Genomic DNA, 23,668 nt, shown 5'->3' with positions numbered 1-23,668 from the left:
TGCCTCTTTCTTTACATTTGATAGGGGGAAAGTAATGGATACATTGGTTTTGCAATTGATGAATGCACTTAGCTACGGGTTTCTCCTTTTCATTATTACATGTGGGATAAGTCTCGTTTTCGGTATTTTAGGGGTATTAAATTTAGCACATGGCTCGCTATATTTATTAGGGTCGTATATTGGCTATTCAATCGTAGTAAAATCAGGGCTGCCATTTTGGGTTGCTCTCTTAGTTGTGCCATTTATTATTGCAATCATCGGGTTAGTTTTAGAAGTGGTCCTACTTCGTCCTACTTATAAGCTTGGTCACCTCTCTCAAGTATTGTTAACCTTTGGTCTTGCTTATATCTTCCATGATCTCTTCTCCATTATTTGGGGTAAAAACATTATGACCGTAACACCACCTGCTTTCCTAAGCCAATCTGTTGAAGTGATGGGGAATATGATTCCTTCATATCGCCTCGCCTTAATTGTAGTCGGAATCGTCATTGCGTTAGTCCTTTGGTATACGCAGGAAAAAACAAAATGGGGTGCCGTTATTCGTGCGGGATTATCAGATAAAGAAATGGTTGGTGGACTAGGCGTTAATATCCACCTTGTTTTTACACTCGTCTTTTTCTTTGGAAGCTTTTTAGCAGGGGTTGGTGGAGTACTAGGTTCGCCAATTCTAGGGGTCGCTCCAGGGATGGAGTTTAACATATTGATTTTATCACTTGTTGTCCTTGTCGTTGGAGGACTGGGGTCTGTCTCGGGGACGATTGTAGCCAGTCTCTTAGTAGGAATGGTGGAAACCTTTAGTCGCTTCTTTGTTCCTGAATTAAGTTTAATCATTACATTTGCATTAATGGCTGCAGTATTAATTATCCGTCCGCAAGGATTGATAGGAAGGAGGGCATAAATGGGCAAACAGTGGGTCAAAGGTAGTTTATTATTTTTCTTAATGGTTGCTGCTCCATTTTTCGTTTCTCTTTATTACGTGAACATTTTTACGGAAATATTGATCTTTGGAATTTTCGCCATTAGCTTAAATATCCTCGTCGGACAAACCGGATTGGTCTCATTAGGGCATGCCGCGTTTTTCGGTGCTGGTGCCTATGCAACAGGTCTTGCTGCTAGTCATCTATCAACGAATGTGTTTCTAACCCTTGTAATCGGAATGGTGATTGCATTCCTATTAGCCATTTTGATTGGATTTGTGTCAACAAAGGCTCATGGATTTTACTTTTTGATGCTAACACTCGCATGCTCTCAAATGGTCTACTCTGTCATCTACCAATGGACGGATGTTACTGGTGGGTCCAATGGGTTATCAGGAATACCTTCACCAAGTCTATTTGGAGATTTTATCCTTTCCAATCAAGTGTTTATCTACTATTTTACTTTAGTCGTGTTTACGATCGTCATTTTTGTCATTAACAGACTTCTTCACTCCCCATTAGGGTATGTCTTCATCGGAATTAAAGAAAATGAAGACCGAATGAAGTCGATTGGTTATAACACAACCTTCTATAAAAACATTAGCTTTTTGATTGCAGGTACTTTAGGGGGATTAGCTGGCGGACTCTATGTATTTTTCAATGGCTTCGTTGCTCCGACAGATGTGTACTGGACTGTTTCAGGATCTGTATTAATCATGGTACTAGTCGGAGGTTCAGGTACGCTTTGGGGACCAGTTATTGGAGCAGCGTTTATCGTTGTATTGGAGACGATTATTAGCTCATACACAGAAAGCTGGATGATGATTATTGGAACCACCTTTATTCTGTTTACGATTTTTGCTCCATCCGGAATTGCTGGGTTGTTCTCGAGAATTACACAAAATCTATTTAAAGCAAAGCCCCAACCGGTAAAGGAAGAATATATCGAGCATCCGATTGAACCAATTAAACAGCAATCAAAAATAAATGGATAGGGGGGACAGGGATGACGACGATTCTTTCAATTCAACACCTATCAAAGCATTTTGGTGGTTTGAAGGTAATTGAAGATATTACATTAGATATTTCTGTTGGCGAACGTGTTGGATTAATCGGACCCAATGGTGCCGGAAAGACAACCTTTTTTAATATGATTGCCGGAGACTTGAACCCTAGCGGGGGCACAATTACTTATTTTGACCAAGATATTACGAAGGTTCCTAATTATAAACGAACAGAAAATGGAATTGTACGTACGTTTCAGAAAAACAATCTCATGTTTGGGTTAACTGTAAAGGAGAATGTCCTACTTGTTTTACAAAAAATGAGAAAAGAACATATCCAATGGTGGAAGAGTGTCAGTCTTAAAAACTACCGTGCACTCCATGAAGAAGCAGATGCGCTTTTACATGAATGGAGCCTTGAACCATACAGTGATATGAAGGTACAAGAGCTCTCTTATGGGGTTCAAAGACAAATCGAGATTGTTATGGCGATTGCCGGAAATCCGAAGCTTCTGCTGTTAGATGAACCAACTGCAGGTATGTCACAGGTTGAAACCGACCAAATTATTGCGCTGATTAATAAGCTTCCGAAAGAAGTAACCATCTGTATGATTGAACATGATATCGATGTGTTGTTCGGAAATATGGACCGTGTAATTGTTCTTCATACAGGAAAATTAATTGCCGACGGGAATCCAGAAGCTGTTCGTGAAAATGAAGAGGTTAAAGAAATTTACTTAGGCCGGGAGGAGGCTGCACATGCTTAAACTAAACAATGTTAATAGCTTCTACGGTTCAAGTCACATTCTTCATGGTGTAAATCTCGAGGTGAAGGAAGGGCAGGTTGTCACTCTACTTGGAAGAAATGGCATGGGGAAAACAACAACGATGCATTCCATCATTGGGTTTGTTAGTAAAGTGCAGGGAGAAATCCTATTTGAAGGTCAAAATATGACCTCACTCCAAAGTCACCAAATTGCAAAGAAGGGAATTGGAATTGTCCCACAGGGTCGAAGAATTTTTCCGAACCTAACCGTGACAGAAAATCTAACTGTGTTCGCTGATTCAAAAAAAGGCGATTGGAATCTAGAGAAAATTTTTCATTATTTTCCTCGATTAAAGGAACGTGAAAAATCGCATGCAGGCACACTAAGTGGCGGGGAACAGTCGATGCTGTCAATCGGGCGAGCCTTGATGAGAAATCCGAAAATCCTTCTCCTCGATGAGCCAACAGAGGGACTATCCCCATTAATGGTAGGTGAAGTAATGGATGTTCTTTTGAAATTGAAAGAGAGCGGAATGTCGATGCTTTTAGTTGAACAAAATATCTCAACGGCATTACGAATCGCGGATGATGTGTATATTTTAAGTAAGGGAAAAGTCGTCTACCACGACAATCCGGAAGAACTTAAAAATAATATGGATATTGCTTATCACCATTTAGCCCTAAGCAGCTAACAGTAGCCCTTCCCATTCGCGGGAATGGGCTATTTTATTTTCTGTAAAATAAAAGGGAGGGTAAATGATTGGACAGTAATCGCACCCTCGGCCAGTTGAGTGTAGAAGAGTGAGGGTACGAATAAGCAGTAATCGCACCCTCGGCCAGTTGAGTGTAGAAGAGTGAAGGTACGATTAAGCAGTAATCGTACCCTCGGCCAGTTGAGTGTAGAAGAGTGAAGGTACGAATAGGCAGTAATCGTCCCCTCGGTCAGTTGATTGTAGAAGAGTGAAGGAATGATTAGGCAGTAATCGTACCCTTGGCAAGATGGAGAGAGAAGAGTGAAGGTACGACTAAGCAGTAATCGTACCCTCGGTCAGTTGAGTGTAGAAGAGTGAAGGTACGAATAGGCAATAATCATACCCTAGGCCAGTTGAGTGTAGAAGAATGAAGGTACGATTAGGCAATAGTCATACCCTGGGCAAGATAGAGATAGAAGAGTGAAGGTCCGATTAGGCAGTAATCGTCCCCTCGGCAAGATGGAGAGAGAAGAGTGAAGGTACGAATAGGGAGTAATCGTCCCCTCGGCAAGCTGGAGAGAGAAGAGTGAAGGTACGAATATGCAATAATCATACCCTGGGCAAGATAGAGATAGAAGAGTGAAGGTACGAATAGGCAGTAATCGTCCCCTCGGCCAGTTGAGTGTAGAAGAGTGAAGGTACGAATAGGCAGTAATCGTACCCTCGGCAGTTCGGAAGTAGAAGAGTGAAGGTACGAATAGGCAATAATCATACCCTGGGCAAGATAGAGATAGAAGAGTGAAGGTACGAATAGGCAGTAATCGTACCCTCGCCAAGTTGAAAGTAGAAGAGTGAAGGTACGATTCCACTGTCTTTTCTGATTTGAAGCCACATTCTTTCCATCCAACCCAAAAATAACCCTACATATAACATACTAAATTCCCCTTTAGTAAATACTACAACTGGTGATGAAAATGCCTTGTCAATCAAGTGATGAATTAAAGGAATTGGTCAAAGAAGCGCGCCCAATTGCGAAACAAGGACGCGTAGCAGACTATATACCTGCACTCGGAAAAGCAAACCCCAATGACCTATCGATTGCAATCAACTATCCGGATGGTCGTTGCTATTCTGCTGGGGACATTGAACGAAAAATTTCCTTGCAAAGTATCTCGAAAGTCATTACACTTGCTCTCGTTTTAATGGACAGAAGTAAGGAGTATGTCTTTGCACGAGTTGGAATGGAGCCCACTGGGGACCCGTTTAACTCGATAGCAAAGTTAGAATTGATGGCTCCCTCAAAGCCACTGAATCCGATGATCAATGCAGGGGCACTAGCTGTAACCCATATGATAAAGGGGAATTCCGTGGAAGAAAGGTTTCAACGACTTCTAACCTTTATTCGAGAATTGTCGGGCAATAATGCGATTGAATATAATGAAGAAATTGCTCGCTCTGAATTCGAAACAGCTCATCTCAATCGAGCCTTATGCTATTTCTTGAAGCAACATCATATCATTGAAGGTGATGTTGAGCAGCTGATTGACCTCTATACAAAGCAATGTGCAATCGAAATGAATTGTCTTGATTTATCAAGGATTGGACTTGTTTTTGCATTAGACGGAACTGATCCACAATCAGGAAAACAAATCATGCCCATGAACATAGCGCGCATTTGTAAAACCTTTATGGTGACCTGTGGGATGTATAATGCCTCTGGGGAGTTTGCGATAAAAATTGGGATACCCGCAAAGAGTGGCGTATCCGGCGGAATTATGGGAGCCGTGCCTGGAAAATTTGGAATCGGTATCTTTGGTCCAGCATTAGATGATAAAGGAAATAGTATTGCAGGAATAAGACTCCTTGAGCTCCTTTCTAAAACGTACAACCTAAGTATGTTCTAAAAATTCATACGAAACCATAGTGGATACAATTTCATTGCAAACTTACAGTTCTTGATATAATATAGCTTATGCCTACATAAAACACTGGTATAAAAAATGAACTATACGTATAAAAAAGGGGGAATAGGAATGGATTTTTCCGACAAACATATCCGCCCTAATTACGGTATACTTACCGTCTTGATGGTTGGAGCCTTTATTTCATTTTTAAACAATACATTACTAAATGTTGCTTTGCCTTCCATTATGACGGAATTAAAGGTTGATCCTCCAACCGTTCAATGGTTGACTACGGGCTTCATGCTAGTCAATGGAATCCTGATTCCGACGACTGCATTTTTAATCGAAAAATTTACAGTTCGTCGTCTATTTTTAGTCGCGATGGGATTGTTTACAATTGGTACGATTCTGTCGGGTACGGCTCATATTTTCTCTATCCTGCTTGCTGGACGAATGATCCAAGCATCTGGATCTGCGATTATGATGCCACTATTGATGAACGTGATGTTGGTAAGTTTCCCAGTTGAAAAAAGGGGAACCGCGATGGGGGTATTCGGATTAATCCTGATGTTTGCACCTGCAATTGGGCCAACATTATCAGGTTGGATTATTGAACATTATGACTGGAGAATGCTCTTCCATTTTATCACTCCAATTGCAGCAGTGGTGTTTATCCTTGGATTTATTATGCTGAAGGATAAAAAGGAAAAAATAACCTTAAGACTCGACTTTTTCTCCTTAGTACTATCAAGTATTGGTTTTGGTGGCTTATTATATGGATTCAGTTCCGCTGGAAATATGGGGTGGAGTAGTCCATTTGTCTACGGAACCATTATAGTCGGAATTATTTCATTAACTTGGTTTATTATCCGTCAATCGAAGCTCGATATCCCAATGCTAAACTTTGGTGTTTATCGTTATCCGATGTTTGCATTATCATCAGCAATTACAATGGCTGTCAATATGGCGATGTTTTCGGGCTTTTTACTTTTACCGATATATGCTCAAACGATTTTACGTATTTCGCCTATGGATACAGGTCTAATGCTTTTGCCTGGGGCAATCTTAAATGCGATTATGTCACCAATTAATGGGCGTTTATTTGATAAGTTTGGTGGACGGATATTAGCTACTATAGGATTGGCCATTACAACTGTTACAACCTATCTTTTTAGTCAGTTAACATTTGAAACAACCTATACAAATCTTGTGATTTTACATGCGGTGAGAATGTTTGGGATGTCCATGGTCTTCATGCCAGTTTCAACGAATGGATTGAATCAGCTGCCACGTAATCTGTATCCACATGGTACGGCGGTAAACAATACGTTGAACCAAGTTTCCGCAGCAATTGGAACAGGATTTTTAATTACGCTTATGTCATTAAAAGAAGAATCATCTATAGCGAATTTATTGAAGAATATTCAGGGGCAGCCTACCGAGGCACAAATGGGTCAAATCCAATTACAAGCCATGCTTGATGGAATAAATTTCACATTTTTCGTGTCAACCTTCTTAATTTTCCTTGCTCTCATCCTTGCCTTCTTTATCAAACGTGCAAAACAGGAAGAGGATATTACAGGAAAGAATAAAACAAACCCTGGTGTAAAACCTACATTAGCCAAGAGTTAAAAAAAGGAGAGATCCACCAACATGGATTTCTCCTTTTTACTGTCTTAAAGCAGGTATTTTAATTTTGATTTTAAATTCCTCTTCTTTATGAACAAAGTCTAAGAATCCATTTGCCTCATGGACGACATCTTGAATGAGCTTTGTACCAAGCCCCTCGTGACCATCACCTTTAGTCGTTTTACCGTAGCTCACGAACAGCTGATCAAGGACCTGTGTTGGAATCGGAAGAGAACTATTTTTACATTGTAAAATAAACAAACCACTCCGCTTATAAAATTGCAGCGTCAGAAAGGGTTGTTTATTATATTTGTTTTGCCATTCCTCACACGCATCGATGCAATTTGATAAGAGATTTCCGATTAGCGTGACGATTTGTTGGTCAGACAACGGTAAAGTCGAAAGAGGCACATCAAAATCATATACGACCTCAATATGTAATGCACTTGCTTTACGGTACATTTGATGGAGAATACCTGCCACGACGCCACGCTCCCCTTTGATAGAGAGGTTCGTCTCCTTATAGCCTTCCACCAATTCATCCAAATATTGTTTGGCTTCCTCGTTCTTGCTCGTTTCCAACATAAAATGAATCGCAGATACATGCTTTAAAAAGTCATGGCGTTCACTTCGAACAACGCGGAACGTTTCATTAAATTGAGCACGCTGCTCATCAAAATGTTTAGCTTCTTCCAACAGAGTTTTTACTTTTTTTGAAAGAGCATATCGCGATAAAAATAAGTAAAGGCATAGAATCCCTAAGACTAACGTGATGCCCCAATACATTGTTACGCCACCTTAAAAATAATTTTGTTGTAAAAAGTCGACTTTTTCTTTTGTAATCATCGCTTGTTCTTCGATGCCTTCGAATGTGACAATATACGAGTTTTTGGCATAGAGTGAGAAGTTTTTTACATAATGGATATTGATGATAAACGATCTGTGTGACCGAATAAAATCACGTTCCCGCAACTCTCCCTCCAGATCATTAAGAGTTTGGTAGGTTTTGATCGGTCCTGTTTTTGTGAAAATCGTCGTTGACCGGCCTGAACGCTCGATAAAAATGATATCCTTTTTCTGCAGAATATGTATTTCATTTTTTTGCTTTAAGTAAAGTCTTCCATGAATTTCAGCTGATTTTGTTTTCTCAAGTAATCGCTCAATGGATTTCACTAAACGTTCCTTCGGATAGGGCTTCATAATATAATCATGAACATTCAGCTCAAAAGCGTGGACGGCATAGCCACTATTTCCAGTTACAAAAATCACAGAAATATTGAGCGCATGCGAATGAATAATATCAGCAAGCTCATATCCAGATAAATTTGGCATCTCAATGTCAGCGATCAACAAATCAATTTCTTCTTTTTTTATTTGTTCATAGGCTTCCTCGGCAGACAAGGTGAAGAAGATAATCTCAACATCAGGAATGCCGCTCACAATGGCTTTTAACTTATCCAAATCAATCAAACGGTCATCTACAAGACCAACCTTCATATCGCTATCGACCTCACAAGAATACATCCACATAGTAATTTCCAAATATAGTATCTTATTATTTTAACATCTTTATAGGGAAATTTGACCTATTCACGACAAAAAAAGGAACATTCGCGACATAACTAGAGATTTTGTAGATGGGTATGGCTATGATATAGACATAAGAATAAGACGAGGTGGAAAAAATGATTGAAGTTAAAGAAGTAACAAAAAGGTTTAAAGATAAAAAGACTTCTATTACTGCATTAAAACATGTGAAGTTTACGATTGAAAAAGGGCAAGTGGTTGGCCTACTAGGAGAAAATGGAGCAGGGAAAACGACCCTCCTTCGAACAATTGCGACTCTATTAACTCCGACTGACGGTCATGTAAAGGTGGCTGGGTACGATACACAAAAAAATCCAGAAGAAGTGAAAAAGAGAATTGGAGTTTTATTCGGCGGTGAAACAGGATTGTATGATCGCTTAACGGCTCGCGAAAATCTAGAGTATTTTGCAGTCCTTTATGGGTTAAGCAAACATGAAACAAAAGTAAGGATTGATGAACTAGCGCGAATGTTTGGTATGAGAGATTACTTGAATCGAAAGGTCGGCGGGTTCTCTAAAGGGATGAGGCAGAAGGTAGCGATTGCGAGAACGTTGATTCATAATCCAGAAATTATTCTATTTGATGAACCAACGACAGGTTTAGATATCACATCATCCAATGTGTTCAGACAGCTTGTTCACCAGCTAAAACGTGACGGAAAGACAATCATCTTCTCAAGCCACATCATGGAGGAAGTTTCCATGCTTTGTGATTCAGTTGCGATGATGCATAAGGGAGAGCTTGTCTACCATGGTGACTTAGAAGAGCTATATCAATCAGAGGGAAGCCAGGATTTAAACTATATTTTTATGAGTAAACTTGTGAGGGGGAACGAAACATATGCTTCGTAAAATTTATTTAAAGGAATTAAAGGATTGCTTTAGAGATCGTCGAACGTTAATACTCACTGTCTTATTGCCTATCATTATGATGTCAGGAATGACGTTTTTCTATGAAAATATGATTTCAGATGGAGAAGGAAAAACCTATCAGCTTGCGATTGAAGAGTCTTCTATGAATGAAGCGGAAAGTATTTTTTCAGAAGTAGAGAATGTAGAACTTATCAAATCTTCCAATCTAGAACAATCCATTCAGGACGGGGATGCACAGAGCGGATTACAATTAACACCAAATTTCATTGAGGCTACTCAAAATGAGGAAGATGCTTCAGTAACACTGATTGGTGATTCATTTAGTCAAAAGTCTACTCAATTAAATGCGATTATCATGAATGCTTTAGCGGTTTTTGAAAAAACAGTTGTAGCTCAGAATCTTCAAGAAGGCGGAGTGAATCCGTCTGTTATGCAGCCATTTGCAATTGAACAAATCGAGCTTACTAATGAAGATCCAAGTGTGGAAATGCTTGCATTTTTAATTCCCTTAATCTTATCAATTGCAATCGGTGTTGGTGCAGGACCTTCTGCATCAGAATTATTTGCAGGGGAAAAAGAGAAGAAAACAATGGAAGCTCTCTTAATGACACCGGTTAGAAGATCTACATTGCTACTTGCAAAATGGCTAACGATTGCAACAATTGGATCAGTGATAGGCATTATTACATTAGGCGTAGTTGCATTAGAGATTAGTTTGTTTACGGAAAGTCTTAAAAATGCTGTATCATTTGGAGATGATGCTTATTTAATCATTGGAATCGGAATTTTACTTTCCATCATCTACGCTGCATTCACCGCATCATTAATCATGATTACAAGTATTGCTGCGAAGACGATCAAGGAAGCAGGAAGCTATAGTAGTCCAGTCATGATGATTGCGATGTTCCCTGCAATGATTATAGTAGGGATTGGTGTGAATGAACTTACAACTTATCATTTCGCTGTACCAATTATGAATTTGTTTACTTTATTAAAAGAATTGATGTTCGGAATCATTAACTATGAACATATTCTACTTGCATTCGGTAGCAACATCGTATGTATGATCATTTTCTTTGTGGTTGGTAGAATTATGTTTATGAAAGATAAATGGGTGATGAACTAACGAAAAAAACGGCTAACCTATTCGGGTTGGCCGTTTTCTTATCAAACGTCTTGTGCGTATTTATCATCCGGAATCTTTGTAAGTGTGACATACAGACTCACATTTTCAGATCCGTCATTAAGAAAACTTAGGGTCTCTTCACCGTTAATGACGATGATATCGTTCTTTTTTACTTTTACTTCTTGCTCATCTATTGTAAAGGTTCCTTCGCCAGTAAGAACATGTAGATATACATTTGAACCTGGATGTTTATGAGCGGGGAGTATTTGTTTTGGCATAAAGTTTAGCACAAAGACAGTACTTCCGCCTTCTTTAAAAATGATCCGTTTTGTAAGTCTTTCCTCATTATATTCAATAAAGTTATTGAGCATTTCCTTTTTCATTTGAATCGCTCCCTAATCGTATTCTCCATCTATCTATACCCATTATAGAGTAGGATTAAAAGCATTACTGTGATTTATATCATTAATAAATGAATAAACCACATCTAAGTTCAAAGAAACTTCAGTATAATGGTAGTATTACGACTAAAGTAGTATTGTCTAACTTGTTCGAAAGGGTGTTTTAATGAAGCGATTAATGAAAAATGAGTCTTTATTATTTTACTTTTTTGGATCATTTCTCTTTATGGAAACGATTTTCAGGATTATTACAGCTGAAGTTTTATTTACTGTTGATTATGTTAGATCTATCGTTTTTTTACTTCCCATTTGTTTAGTCCTCTTTTTAATTTGTAGTTTTTTCAATGGTACAATTAATTTTATAATTGCCCTTTTACTTTTAGGTATAGCCTCATTGATTTATTCATCCCAGATTATTTATTATAAATTTTTTAAAACGTATTACATCATTTACTCACTTGGAAATACAGGTCAAATCATGGAATTTAGACGAGATATTTTCAATGTAATTGTTGAAAATGTGATTTTTCTTATTTTATTTTTTCTACCCGTTATTGGTTTGGTCTTTTTTAAAAAGAAGTGGATTACATTTGTGAGAATTGGCTGGTTAAATCGACTAATTGTTGTTTTTTGTACCATTCTCTTTCAATTTACTGGAATAGCAACAATTTACGCAGGCGGAAAGGAATCTCATTCAGCGTATGATTTATATTACAATAGCAATCTTCCAAACCTTTCTGTTGAGCGATTTGGCATCTTAACAGAAATGCGCATTGATCTTCAACGACTGCTTGTAGGGTGGACGCCTAAAGTCGAGGTACCTAATACGTCTAAACCAGTTTTCAGTCATAAACCACTACCACAAAAGGAATCTAATGTGAAAAAAACGCCAGAAAAAATAGAAGCAAAGCCCATAGAATATAACAAACTAGTGATAGACTTTGATGAATTAATTGCAAACGAAGCAAATGAGGAAATTCGTAACATGCATCGTTACTTTACTTCAGTTGAACCCACTGAAAAGAATGCATACACCGGTAAATACAAGGGATATAACCTTATCCTGATTACAGCTGAAGGTTTTTCATCTTATGCTGTTCATAAGGAGGTAACACCTACCCTTTATAAGCTCGTCAATGAAGGCTATCAATTTACCAATTTTTATAATCCGATTTGGGGAGTAAGTACGTCAGATGGAGAATATGTTGCTTTAAATAGTTTAATACCGAAAAGTGGAGTTTGGAGCTTTCAACGATCGGGAAGCAATCTCTTACCGTTTGTTATGGGAAAACAATTGAAGAAACAAGGATACAAAACTACCGCATATCACAACCATACCTATACGTATTATGGAAGGGACATCTCACATCCAAATATGGGCTATGACTATTATGGACTTGGAAATGGTTTGGATATAAAAGAGACCTGGCCAGAATCAGATCTTGAGATGATGGAAAAAACAATTCCAAATTATATAGAAAACGAGCCCTTTCATACGTATTACATGACTGTTAGTGGTCATATGCAATACTCATTTATGGGAAACTTTATCGCAAATAAAAATAAACAGCTTGTGAAAGAGCTACCTTATTCTGAACAGGCAAAGGCATATCTGGCAACGCAAATTGAGTTAGACCGGGCGCTGGAAACACTGATGGTTGAACTTGAGAAGAAGGGGATTGCTGAGCGCACATTGATTGCCTTAAGCGCTGACCACTACCCTTATGGGCTTGAGAAGGAAACAATCAACGAACTTGTAGGTCATAAGGTTGAGGAAAACTTTGAACTCTATAAAAGTACATTTATCCTGTATACAAAAGGAATGAAGCCAGTCGTCATTGAAAAAGCTGCTTCTAGTTTAGATATTCTCCCAACTCTTTCTAATTTGCTTGGGCTTGAATATGACTCAAGGTTATTGATGGGAAGAGATATTTTCTCAGATGCCGATCCGCTTGTCGTTTTTCAAAATCAAAGCTTTATTACGGATAAAGGAAGCTACAATGCGATCACCAATGAGTTTACTCTAAATGAAGGAGAAGTTGTGGAAGAGGAGTATGTTCAGAACATACTTCAGCGTGTACAGGAAATGTTCTATTACTCAGCGAAAATATTAGAGCTAGACTATTATCGAAAAGTATATGGGAATGAATAAAATATATCGATTAAATAGGAAGTGGGACCAAGTATGTAAAAATGGGTCTCGTTTCCTTTTTTTATATCTCTGAATTTATGGGTGTTATATAACAATAATATTGAGTTGTCTACCAAAGTGGACTATAATTCTTAATATACGGAATATTCAAAAACAAAAAAGGGGGAATGTATGTGCAGGCATTTACAGATTGGGTAAATGGGGTGCTTTGGAGCCCGGTCATGATTTATGGGATGCTTGGGGTAGGACTTTTATTTTCAATTTTAACTCGCTTTTTACAGGTAAGGCACATCAAGGATATGACAAAGCTTATGTTCAAAGGGAAAAGCTCAGAAGCAGGGGTATCTTCGTTCCAGGCGTTAGCTGTTTCGTTATCAGGCCGCGTAGGAACAGGGAACATTGCTGGTACTGCAACTGCCATTGCATTTGGTGGTCCTGGTGCTGTTTTTTGGATGTGGGCCATTGCATTTATCGGAGCATCTACGTCCTTTATTGAATCAACATTAGCTCAAATCTACAAAGAAAAGCAAGACGGTCAATATCGAGGAGGACCAGCGTATTACATAGAAAAAGGGATCGGTTGGAAGTGGTATGGAATTGTATTTGCAATTGCAACCCTTCTCGCGATGGCATTCCTAATGCCAGGAATCCAATCGAATTCGATTGCCGCTGGACTTGACAATGCTTTTGGGATTAACAAATGGGTAACTGCAGCCATTCTGGTGGCCTTAATTGGTGCTATTATTTTTGGGGGTATCAAAAGGATTGCAAATGTTGCGCAGTTTGTAGTGCCATTTATGGCATTAGGGTATATTTTAATGGCCATTGTAATTATGATTATGAATATTGATCAGTTTCCAGCTGTCATTGCTTTAATTTTTAAGAGTGCTTTTGGGGCAGAGCAAGCATTTGGTGGTATTATCGGGATGGCCATTTCGTGGGGAGTAAAACGTGGTATTTACTCAAACGAAGCGGGCCAAGGAACAGGTCCACACGCAGCAGCTGCGGCGGAAGTATCGCATCCGGCTAAACAAGGTTTGGTTCAGGCATCAGCTGTATATATTGATACATTATTAGTATGTTCAGCAACTGCCTTCATGATTTTATTCACGGGGATGTACAATGTTCAAGCACCAGATGAGTCCTATATTGTAAGCAATTTAGGCGAAACCGTTGAGGCAGGACCAGCGTTCACTCAGGCTGCCGTTGAAACGGCACTCCCTGGATTTGGTGCAGGATTTACAGCAATCGCCCTATTCTTCTTTGCCTTCACAACCATTATGGCTTACTACTATATGGCTGAAACAAATATCGCCTATTTAATAAGAGGTCGGGACAGTCGGGTGGCCATGTTGATTCTTAAAATTGTATTATTAGCATCAATGACATACGGAACAGTGAATGAGGCGAAGCTTGCATGGGCATTCGGTGATATTGGGTTAGGTCTAATGGTTTGGCTGAACGTCATTGCCATTCTCATATTAGCGAAACCGGCATTGATAACATTAAAGGACTACGAGAAACAGCGAAAGGCAGGAGTTGATCCAGTCTTTAATCCGGAAAAGCTTGGAATTAAAAACGCGGATTACTGGGTGAATGATTATGTTCACGATGATAATCCATCAGGTTCACTAGCTGATAAAGATAAGTCATTCCCAGGTTAAAAGGGGAAGGGGCCGTCGACTTAAGGTCACGGTCCCTTATTTATTAATATGAAATAATCATTCCGCCCTTCCCCGCGTAGGTTCCCATCGTGGCTCCCATATAATTAAGCATGACATCTTTCGGATGAAATTGAGCAATGATTTCATTTTTAAGTGCTTCCGCTTCTTCGATGTTACCTGTATGAGTGATACCAAAAACGGTCTCAGAAAAATCCGATTTAGATTGTTTGATGACCTCTAACAATCTTTTTTGAGATTTTTTCTTCCCGCGGATTTTTTCGAAAATCTCGACGGTGCCACCATTTCCTCTTTGTAATAACACTTTTATATTGAGGAGCTTTGCAAGCGATCCTTGAAATTTGCTTAACCTGCCACCTTTTACAATATTCTCTAGTGTATCAAGGAGAATGTAAATGTTCATGTGTTCACGGTAATCAGTGAGATTTGTAATAATTTCATCAACCGAATGCCCTTGTTCAGCAAGTTCAGCGGCCCTTAAAATTTGCATGCCGTGCCCTAAAGAGCCTGCTAATGTATCGAAAACAGTGACTTTATTTTCGCTAAGATCTTTTCCAATCGTTGCAGACTGGTAGGTACCACTTAATCCAGAAGAAATCGTCAAACATAGAATATCTGAATCGGCTGGAAACCTAGAATATGCTTCTGCAAAAGTAGCAGGGGATGGCTGAGATGTCTTTGGCAGTTCGGCTGTCGCAAACATCTTCTTAAAGAATTCCTGTGGCGGTAAATCCACACATTCTCGGAAATCCTTCCCTCCAATCGAAACATTCATGGGAACTACCGTAATATTATATTTTTGAAGTAGCTCAATTGGGAGATCCGCTGAGCTATCTGTTACAATGTTAATCATTCTAAATCCCTCACATTTTCAACTATCTGTTATTTTAAGTATATCATTTCCACATGAAATATACGTTTTACAACACTTACAAGGGTTTTATTTGAAAAAGAATTCAAATCTATGCCTTTGTAGTATAAAATTAGATGTATACACAAATTGAGCATGTATAAGGAAGGTCTATAATGTCTGAAGAAAATATTACGAGGATCGAATTAGATGGCAAGGAATACATATTAATTGGTACAGCACATGTTTCGAAACACAGTGCTGAACAGGTTAAAGAAGTGATTGAAGCAGAGCAACCAGATTCAGTATGTATTGAATTGGATGAGCAAAGATATCAGTCGATGATGGAAGGTAACAAATGGAAGGAAATGGACATCTTTAAAGTCATTAAAGAGAAAAAAGCCACATTACTTCTCATGAACCTAGCGATTTCCTCCTTTCAAAAACGAATGGCAAGCCAGTTTGGAATCAATGCTGGTCAAGAAATGCTGCAGGGGATAGAGTCAGCAAAAGAAGTTGGAGCCAAACTCGTTTTAGCAGACCGTAACATTCAAGTAACGTTTTCACGCATTTGGAATGCTGTTGGGTTCACCGGCAAAATGAAATTATTAATGTCGATTATTTACAGTATATTTAGCAACGAAACGATTTCCGAGGAAGAGCTCGAAAAAATGAAATCTCAGGATATGCTGAATTCCATGCTGACTGAATTCTCAACAAGTTTTCCAAAGTTAAAAACGCCTCTCATCGATGAGCGGGATCAGTATTTAGCTCAAAAAATTAAACATGCCCCTGGAGAAAAAATAGTAGCGGTACTTGGGGCAGCGCATGTTCCGGGAATCAAGGAAGAAATTAAAAAGGAACATGATTTGAAGAAACTTACCCAGCTTCCAGCAAAATCAAAAGCACCCAAAATACTTGGATGGGCAATTCCGATTTTAATTGTGGCAATCATTGTCTATACCTTTTTTGCCAATCCAGAAGCTGGCCTACAGCAAACCTTAAGCTTAGTTTTGTGGACTGGCTCATTTTCAGCAATTGGTGCTGCGATTGCTTTAGGACATCCACTAACAATTGTAGCAGCCTTTTTTGCAGCACCAATAGGGGTCATGCATCCATTAATTGCTGCGGGATGGATAGCTGGCTTTGTCCAAGCCTTTTTACGCCGCCCAAGCGTGAAGGACTTTGAAACACTTTCAACTGATGTCTACAGTGTAAAAGGCTTCTGGCACAACAAAGTAACACGCATCTTACTGATTATTGTTTTATGTAACCTAGGTACAACTCTCGGTCTATTTATTGGTGGCGCAGATGTAGTGCGATTGTTTATCAAAAATTTATGATACGAAAAAGGCCTGTCCGCAATGGACAGGTCTTTTCAATATTAGTTAACACCCTTCATGAACTTTTGAATCTTAGGTGAAACAAATAATAGGATAATACCTAAAACGATAGATGCCCCACCAATGATTCCGAAATAAGCCATTTCTGTTTCAGGTGTATAGAACTTAACTAGCTGTGCATTAAGAGCTTGTGCTGCAGCGTTTGAAAGCATCCATAAGCTCATCATCTGTGCAGTAAATGCAGCAGGTGCTAATTTCGTTGTAGCGGAAAGTCCGACTGGAGAAATTAATAGTTCACCAAGAACAACGATGAAATAACTTAGTACTAGCCATAATGGATTTACTAATGCATCCGATCCTGCAAAATAACCTGGTAAAAGAATCACAAGGAATGAAAGACCGGCAAACAGCAATCCTAATGAGAATTTCTTAGGAACTGAAGGTTGACGATTTCCAAGCTTCACCCAAAACCATGCGAAAACAGGTGCTAGGACAATAATAAATAATGGGTTTAATGATTGGAACCAAGCTGGTGAAATTTCCATACCTGCAAAGTTTAATTGTGTTCGTGTATCAGCATAGTTGGCAAGAATGGTTGCCCCTTGCTCTTGAATAGACCAGAACATAACAGCTGCTAGGAATAAAGGAATATACGCTAAGATTCTTGAACGCTCAACATCAGTTGTTTTTGAACTACGGTACATTGTAACAAAATAAATAGTAGGAATTAAGAAACCAAGTATACCAATAAGTGCAATAAATGAATCAAATGTTAGGAAACCTGTTGGAATTCCAACCGCAACTAAAATTGCAACAACAATTACACCTAGAACGATTTGGGTATAAACCTTTTTCTTTTCATTCGGTGCAAGTGGGTTAGGAACGATTGTACCAGCAAGTCCCAGATTCTTTTTCTTCGTTAAAACAAACATAACTAAACCTACGAACATACCAACAGCGGCAATTGAGAAACCTAAGTGGAAATTATGCTTCATTCCAACTTCACCAACGATTAATGGAGCAAGGAAGCCACCAAGGTTGATACCCATATAGAAAATACTAAATCCGGCATCACGACGTGAATCTGTTTCACTATAAATCTCGCCGACAACACTAGATACATTCGGTTTTAATAATCCTGTACCAAGTACAATTAGGACCATTGAGATAAAGAATAAAGTGATGGTACCAGGAATCGCAAGTGCGATATGACCCAACATAATTAAAATCCCACCGTAGAACACGGCTTTTGAAGTACCGAAAATCCGGTCTGCTAACCAACCACCAATAATACCTGACATGTAAACAAGTGATCCATAAATAGACATGATAGCCATCGCAGTATGCTGGCTAAGTCCAAGACCGCCTTCAGTTACTTCGTAATACATGTAGAATAATAGAATAGCTCTCATCCCATAATATGAGAATCGCTCCCAGAATTCTGTGAAGAAAAGAGTGAATAGTCCTTTAGGATGTCCGAAGAATCCCTTTTGGGGAACACTGTCCACAATTTTCTGTCTATTATAGCCTGACATAACATAACCTCCAAAATAGTATGTTGATATAATAATCTAAATAATTTCATTATGTCAAACATAAGAAAATTCTGATTTGGCACCATATTTTATAAGGTTTTTAATTTTTGGTAGACTGATGAGGTTTTATATAATATTTTTCCAATAAAATAAGCAGATTGCGCTTACAATCTGCTTGATGTTTCTATAAAAGGGTAATTTTTCAATCATTTATGGTGTGAATTATATAAAATGTATAATAATGCCAACATCACAATATCTAGTCTTACCGCAAATGCAAAGTGTAGGAAGCCAGTATGTAGGATAGGAACTTTTACTAACAGGATGGCTGCAATCATAATGACAAGTAATGGAATCGTTGCTTTTTTAACTTCCTTATTGATTACAATAAGAATTCCACAAAGAACTTCAAGAATGGCGACAATATACATGACCAATTCTGGTGCAGGTAATGGTAGATTCATAAAGGTTGAGCTTAGTTCATTGCTAAGAAGTTTCATAGCACCAGCTGTAATAAATACATAGCCAACAGCATATCGAATAAGTTTTAAGCTGGAAAATGTTTTATTCATGAGTATTCCCTCCTTTTATATTACACTATGCCGGGAGGGACAAACTATTCTTACAATACGTCTCAGAAAAATAAATCCATAGAAAGTAGTAAGTGAACCGAATTTGATTGATTGAATAAAATAGGCTAATGACATCTTTAGAGAGGATGATGTATGTTGTCTTTTTATAACAGGGCACGACCCAATGGGTTTATTGCCTATACTTCGAGCCAAAATGGGCATTATGACATTTGGCTTTTTAATCTTCAAAATGGAGCTCAGGTACAGCTTACGAATGGAATAGCTGATTCTTTTTCAAAACCTATTTGGTCAGGTGATAATAGTAATATAGCCTTTGTTGGGAAGAATCGGATAGTGTATGTCATCAATCTTTCGACTGGTAGAATTGCAGCGATCGAACAAATCGATCCTAATGAGGATCCAACATTGGATTGGTCACCAAATCATCGAACACTAGCTTACACAACGCGAAATCAGATTATGATGTATGATGTTATATCACATCGAGTAGCAAGTATTTCGGCTCCGAATGCATCTAATGTACAGTGGTTTCCAAATGGAAGGGAGCTTCTTTTTCAAGGAGTCGATTCTTCAGGTTTCCAGCAACTATTCCGAATTGCTACAAATGGCTTTGGTAGAAGGCAGGTCACAAGAAATACAGAAGGACCTTTACATGATGTTTCACTATCTCCAGACGGAACATTTGCCCTTTACACGACACCGGGAGCGAGTATATCACTGATTCGTACTGTCGATTTAATGTCTGGTGATGTTTACGAAATCAAAGGCGGGGAACAAGCAAAGAATTATTACCCAACATGGTCTCCGAACTCACAGCAAATTGCCTTTAGTGCAACAACCTATGCTGAAGGAACTGGCTATTATAATGAGATACGGATTGTGGGAAAACGCGGTGGAAACGAACGAGTACTTACGAAATCTACATGCTATGCAACACCTGTTACATGGTCCCCTGAAAGCCGTTTTATTGCTTATTTATCTGGCTGCTCTGAACAAGGCTTGGCAACTGAAATGTGGATGATAGATTTACAGAATCCGTCCCCAGTCATGCTCACGAGAGAAAATTTAATTGGAAATCTGAGTTGGTCTACAGGGAATATTCGACCTGAGAACGCGGTCTATACAAATGAAACCTATAGAGTGCGATTCCAGTATCCATCGAACTGGGAGCAGGTAGATCCGGAGAGATATGAAGGGGCAGATGGATTTTTTCAAATTTCTGCAATTGGGGGTGGGGATGATATTCATGAAGTCTGTCGGGGTGAGGCATACCACCTGTTGAAGCCATATGGTTCATCACCTCGCATTTACCAAACAAGAATAAGTGGTCAGGAGGCATGCTTGATTTATCCGTCTGCAGATCAACCCCCTGAAATGAAGCGCCAAGCAGCAGCCATCGTTAGATATCCTGTTCCTGTGAAAATTGAAGGTTCAACCTATAATTACTTTATTTTATGGGCCGATGAAGTGCATCTGAGTTCAATCGCAAGAACAATTATGTTTTTATAAAAAAAGAGTTGCAACCTGTTTGGCTGCAACTCTTTTTACATTTCACGAAGTTGTTTAGACAATGAACTGATTTCGTCTTCTAGTTCTGCAATTTGACGCTCCAATGGTGAAATATTACCATTCACAGAATCTAATTTCTCTAAATCATTTTGAAGGCGGGCATAGTCTAATTTTAGCTCGCGTAGCTTGTATTCTATTTCTTTTTTATCCATTGATAGTCCTCTTTCCACATTTTTCTTACATTATAACATGCGTCATTTTGCTTCGCTTGGTTCAGGAACACGCGTTAAAATGATAAAACCGATGATGAATAAGATGACTAGGCTAAAGACACCGGTATTTGATTTGCCTGTAATTTGGGCTGTTACTCCAACTAACAACGGGCCCATAATGGCTGCGAATTTTCCAAAGATATTGTAAAAACCAAAGAACTCATTCGCATTTTGTTTTGGTACAAGCTTCGCAAAATAGGATCGACTTAATGCCTGGATTCCACCCTGTGAAGTTGCGACAAGCATCGCGAGGATCCAGAAATCTAAAGTGGTTTTTAAGAAATACGCATACACGCAAACAATGATATAAACAAAAATTCCAACATAAAGCATCTTTTTCCCCGTGAATTTTTGTGCCAATCTACCGTATAGAATCGCAAATGGAGCTGCCACGATCTGTGTCACAAATAACACGATTAATAGATTTGTAGCATTAATTCCAAGGTCAGTACCATAGGCTGTTGACATTGAAATCACGGTACCAACTCCGTCGATATAAAAGAAATAGGCTACTAAGAACAAAAACACGGCACGGTATTTTTTAATTTCTTTAAAGGTCGTTCCAAGTCGTTTGAAGCTATTCGCGACTGGGTTTGGTTCACGATCAATGTAGTAGCGCTGATGTACATTTTTAAAAAGAGGGATTGAGAAAAGCCCCCACCAGACTGCTGTGATGAGAAAGGCAATCTTGCTGGCAACTGTTGCTGAAATTGGTAGAATTTCTTTTTGGGCAAGTAAAATAATCGCGATTGCAAGCAGGAATGGAATCGTACTACCGATATAGCCGAGTCCATAACCGCGTGCAGAGACACGGTCCATTTTTTCCTCAGATGTAACATCAACAAGAAAGGCATCATAGAACACATTCGCTCCTGTAGAACCTAGTGCAGCAAACGTATAAACAATTAATAAGAGCAACCAATTTTCACTTGGAACAAATGCTAGTAAAGCTGTAGCAGATACCCCCAAAGCAAAGAAGAACGTGAAAAATTTCTTTTTATAGCCTTGGTAATCTGCAATCGTTCCTAAAATAGGACCAATCATCGCTAAAATAAACGTAAAAATGGCAATGGTGTAGCCAAGATAAGCCGTTGAATCTGCCGCATCAACACCTGCATTCGTTGCGGCAGCCTTGTAAAAAATCGGAAAAACAGCTGTTGTAATAATAATCGAATACGCCGAATTGGCCCAATCATAATACATCCAACTCGATTCCTCTCTCGTAAACCCCTTCATCCCATAACCCCCTTAAGAGTGACCAGAGGGACGGTTCCACTGGTCCCTTATTCAATGATTTTTAGTTCAGCCAAAGGGACGGTTCCAGCGGTCCCTTATTCAATGATTTTTAGTTGAACCAGAGGGACGGTTCCATTGGTCCCTTATTTAATGTTTTTTAGATGGAACCAGAAGAACCGTCCCTGCGGTCCCTGGAACCAGGAGAACCGTCACCGTGGCCCCGGTCCGATAGAAGTTCTTCGATAACATGACCGTCGGTTTTTCCGAGGTCGAGGCCTAGTAGGCGGGCAAAGGTTGGGCCTTCGTCTACTAGATGCATGTCTGGAATTTCGATGTTTGGTCGAATGCCTTTTCCAGATGCGATAAGCACCGTTGTGTAGTTCTCTTTTTCGGGTGAGTATCCGTGACTAGCATATGTGTAGCGTTTTTCGCGGACATCTTCAGCTTTGATTTCATCAATATACTCACCTTCAAGATTTTCCTTGAAATAGTAGCCCAGGCGCGCTTCGATCATAAATGTCGCATTGTCATCAGCGCCTTTTTCTTTAGCTTCACTCGTGGAAAGAATGCGTTCAATTCCGTTCTCTTCATTTTCCCTTAACTCTGTTAAAAGAGCTCTTACTTGTTCTTGCGTTTTAGTATCATTTTTATCTTTGAGATAAATATATGCGGAGCCGTCACAGCTTTTGCAGTAGGCCTTCCAATCTAGCACTTTCCCCTCATGGTTCACGGTAATAAGTCCAGCCTTTTTTAACAGTACATTCGGTTTAACCGCTTTGGATTCATCTAATGCACTATGGTCGCCTAATGCGATGATCGTCGTTTTATCATAGATCCCAGTTTCCTCGAGTGCATTTATTATTCTACCAAGTCTTTCGTCATGGCGAAGAAGGGCAGCCATTGCTTCATCCGAGGAAAACCCATGATAATGGCGCTGTGAATCTAAATCAACAAAATGGACAAGCATTAAATTTGGCTGCTTTGTCTTGATCGTTTCAACCGTCGACTCTAGGACGAAATCATCAAGTTCAGGCTGATTAAGTCCATTTCGTAGGTGACCAAATTTACGATTCATCTCTAACTGATACAATGGACTTCCATTAAAGAGGGAAACAAAAATTTGGTTTTGCCAAGGACGATTTGCGAAAATCTCTGGCATATTGTAATCAATATTTGCTTTAGCCGTAACAGGCCACAGAAGAGCTGCTGTTTTCATACCGGCTTTTTTAGCTTCATCATATAAGGTTGTACTTTTCACATGACGACGATGCCAATACCAATCCGGCGAAACCCGACCAGGCTGAAGAAATGTATTGTTCACAATCCCATGATTCCTCGGAAACTTACCTGTGACAATTGTCGCATGACAAGGATAGGTAACCGAAGGATAAATTGTTTCAACATTCCGGCAATACGACGCGTGTTCTAATAGCTTCTTAAAATTGGGAAGCTTTTCGATGATTGGAAAATCGAGTGATGATAGACAGTCAAATGAAATGACGAGTAAATGATCTGTAAGTCGAGACATAGGGATGTTCATCCTCCAAAAGTCTTATAATCTATTTTTAATATAACAGAAAATTGGCAATTAAAATATG

The 23,668-nt window shown here is 39.0% G+C and carries 21 protein-coding genes; 12 read left to right on the top strand and 9 right to left on the bottom strand.

Annotated elements, in window-relative coordinates:
- The first annotated feature begins 34 nt into the window (after positions 1-34).
- The 6 genes from ABC371_RS00605 (at position 35) to ABC371_RS00580 (ending at position 6,915) form a co-directional block, all read left to right on the top strand.
- Positions 35-898 (top strand): branched-chain amino acid ABC transporter permease, encoded by an 864-nt coding sequence (locus tag ABC371_RS00605; RefSeq protein ID WP_412895086.1) that lies wholly within the window; start codon positions 35-37, stop codon positions 896-898.
- Complete coding sequence (locus ABC371_RS00600) at positions 899-1,912, top strand: branched-chain amino acid ABC transporter permease (RefSeq protein ID WP_412895085.1); 1,014 nt, start codon at positions 899-901, stop codon at positions 1,910-1,912.
- 11 nt (positions 1,913-1,923) lie between these two features.
- On the top strand, positions 1,924-2,688 hold the full coding sequence (locus ABC371_RS00595) for an ABC transporter ATP-binding protein (protein ID WP_412895084.1): 765 nt from the start codon (positions 1,924-1,926) through the stop codon (positions 2,686-2,688).
- On the top strand, positions 2,681-3,379 hold the full coding sequence (locus tag ABC371_RS00590; protein WP_412895083.1) for an ABC transporter ATP-binding protein: 699 nt from the start codon (positions 2,681-2,683) through the stop codon (positions 3,377-3,379). Before ABC371_RS00595 ends, ABC371_RS00590 begins: the two co-directional genes overlap by 8 nt.
- Before the next feature lie 974 nt (positions 3,380-4,353).
- Complete coding sequence (gene glsA, locus ABC371_RS00585) at positions 4,354-5,283, top strand: glutaminase A (protein ID WP_412895082.1); 930 nt, start codon at positions 4,354-4,356, stop codon at positions 5,281-5,283.
- 129 nt (positions 5,284-5,412) lie between these two features.
- A complete protein-coding gene (locus tag ABC371_RS00580; RefSeq protein ID WP_412895081.1) occupies positions 5,413-6,915 on the top strand; it encodes a DHA2 family efflux MFS transporter permease subunit in 1,503 nt (500 codons plus the stop codon).
- Between the two features lie 36 nt (positions 6,916-6,951).
- Here the strand turns inward: ABC371_RS00580 and ABC371_RS00575 are convergent, their stop codons facing one another.
- Both ABC371_RS00575 and ABC371_RS00570 read right to left on the bottom strand, forming a co-directional pair.
- On the bottom strand, positions 6,952-7,698 hold the full coding sequence (locus ABC371_RS00575) for a sensor histidine kinase (protein WP_412895080.1): 747 nt from the start codon (positions 7,696-7,698) through the stop codon (positions 6,952-6,954).
- A 12-nt stretch (positions 7,699-7,710) separates the two neighbouring features.
- On the bottom strand, positions 7,711-8,409 hold the full coding sequence (locus ABC371_RS00570) for a LytR/AlgR family response regulator transcription factor (RefSeq protein WP_412895079.1): 699 nt from the start codon (positions 8,407-8,409) through the stop codon (positions 7,711-7,713).
- 188 nt (positions 8,410-8,597) lie between these two features.
- Between ABC371_RS00570 and ABC371_RS00565 the strand changes: the two genes are divergently transcribed.
- Both ABC371_RS00565 and ABC371_RS00560 read left to right on the top strand, forming a co-directional pair.
- Positions 8,598-9,350 carry an ABC transporter ATP-binding protein gene (locus tag ABC371_RS00565; RefSeq protein ID WP_412895078.1) on the top strand — a complete coding sequence of 251 codons (753 nt, stop codon included), beginning with the start codon at positions 8,598-8,600 and terminating at the stop codon, positions 9,348-9,350.
- Positions 9,340-10,497: an ABC transporter permease gene (locus tag ABC371_RS00560; protein ID WP_412895077.1), complete on the top strand. Its 1,158-nt coding sequence runs from the start codon at positions 9,340-9,342 to the stop codon at positions 10,495-10,497. Before ABC371_RS00565 ends, ABC371_RS00560 begins: the two co-directional genes overlap by 11 nt.
- A gap of 41 nt (positions 10,498-10,538) precedes the next feature.
- On the opposite strand, the gene ABC371_RS00555 is transcribed toward ABC371_RS00560, so the two are convergent.
- Positions 10,539-10,880: a cupin domain-containing protein gene (locus ABC371_RS00555; protein ID WP_412895076.1), complete on the bottom strand. Its 342-nt coding sequence runs from the start codon at positions 10,878-10,880 to the stop codon at positions 10,539-10,541.
- A gap of 184 nt (positions 10,881-11,064) precedes the next feature.
- Between ABC371_RS00555 and ABC371_RS00550 the strand changes: the two genes are divergently transcribed.
- Both ABC371_RS00550 and ABC371_RS00545 read left to right on the top strand, forming a co-directional pair.
- Positions 11,065-13,050: an LTA synthase family protein gene (locus ABC371_RS00550; RefSeq protein WP_412895075.1), complete on the top strand. Its 1,986-nt coding sequence runs from the start codon at positions 11,065-11,067 to the stop codon at positions 13,048-13,050.
- Positions 13,051-13,223: 173 nt separating this feature from the next.
- A complete protein-coding gene (locus ABC371_RS00545; protein WP_488192737.1) occupies positions 13,224-14,714 on the top strand; it encodes an alanine/glycine:cation symporter family protein in 1,491 nt (496 codons plus the stop codon).
- A gap of 43 nt (positions 14,715-14,757) precedes the next feature.
- Here ABC371_RS00545 and ABC371_RS00540 read toward each other — a convergent pair whose 3' ends face one another.
- Positions 14,758-15,585 (bottom strand): DegV family protein, encoded by an 828-nt coding sequence (locus tag ABC371_RS00540; RefSeq protein ID WP_412895074.1) that lies wholly within the window; start codon positions 15,583-15,585, stop codon positions 14,758-14,760.
- A 173-nt stretch (positions 15,586-15,758) separates the two neighbouring features.
- Here ABC371_RS00540 and ABC371_RS00535 point away from each other — a divergent pair, with 173 nt between their 5' ends.
- Positions 15,759-16,925, top strand: coding sequence for a TraB/GumN family protein (locus tag ABC371_RS00535; RefSeq protein WP_412895073.1), 1,167 nt, complete (start codon positions 15,759-15,761; stop codon positions 16,923-16,925).
- 41 nt (positions 16,926-16,966) lie between these two features.
- On the opposite strand, the gene ABC371_RS00530 is transcribed toward ABC371_RS00535, so the two are convergent.
- On the bottom strand, positions 16,967-18,460 hold the full coding sequence (locus tag ABC371_RS00530; protein ID WP_412895072.1) for a peptide MFS transporter: 1,494 nt from the start codon (positions 18,458-18,460) through the stop codon (positions 16,967-16,969).
- A gap of 206 nt (positions 18,461-18,666) precedes the next feature.
- On the bottom strand, positions 18,667-19,032 hold the full coding sequence (locus ABC371_RS00525) for a DoxX family protein (RefSeq protein WP_412895071.1): 366 nt from the start codon (positions 19,030-19,032) through the stop codon (positions 18,667-18,669).
- 153 nt (positions 19,033-19,185) lie between these two features.
- Here ABC371_RS00525 and ABC371_RS00520 point away from each other — a divergent pair, with 153 nt between their 5' ends.
- Entirely contained in the window at positions 19,186-20,562 is a 1,377-nt protein-coding gene (locus tag ABC371_RS00520; RefSeq protein WP_412895070.1) for a TolB family protein, read from the top strand.
- A gap of 35 nt (positions 20,563-20,597) precedes the next feature.
- Here the strand turns inward: ABC371_RS00520 and ABC371_RS00515 are convergent, their stop codons facing one another.
- From ABC371_RS00515 to ABC371_RS00505, 3 genes are all read right to left on the bottom strand, one after another.
- Entirely contained in the window at positions 20,598-20,774 is a 177-nt protein-coding gene (locus ABC371_RS00515; protein ID WP_412895069.1) for an SE1832 family protein, read from the bottom strand.
- A gap of 42 nt (positions 20,775-20,816) precedes the next feature.
- Positions 20,817-22,070 carry an MFS transporter gene (locus tag ABC371_RS00510; RefSeq protein WP_412895068.1) on the bottom strand — a complete coding sequence of 418 codons (1,254 nt, stop codon included), beginning with the start codon at positions 22,068-22,070 and terminating at the stop codon, positions 20,817-20,819.
- 157 nt (positions 22,071-22,227) lie between these two features.
- A complete protein-coding gene (locus ABC371_RS00505) occupies positions 22,228-23,598 on the bottom strand; it encodes an alkaline phosphatase family protein (RefSeq protein WP_412895067.1) in 1,371 nt (456 codons plus the stop codon).
- Positions 23,599-23,668: the final 70 nt, after the last annotated feature.

The organism is Bacillus jepli, assembly GCF_047238305.1.
Taxonomy (GTDB): domain Bacteria; phylum Bacillota; class Bacilli; order Bacillales; family Bacillaceae_L; genus Ferdinandcohnia.
The sequence above is the reverse complement of the archived record's forward strand: the minus strand, read 5'-3'. Positions and strand labels throughout refer to the sequence as shown.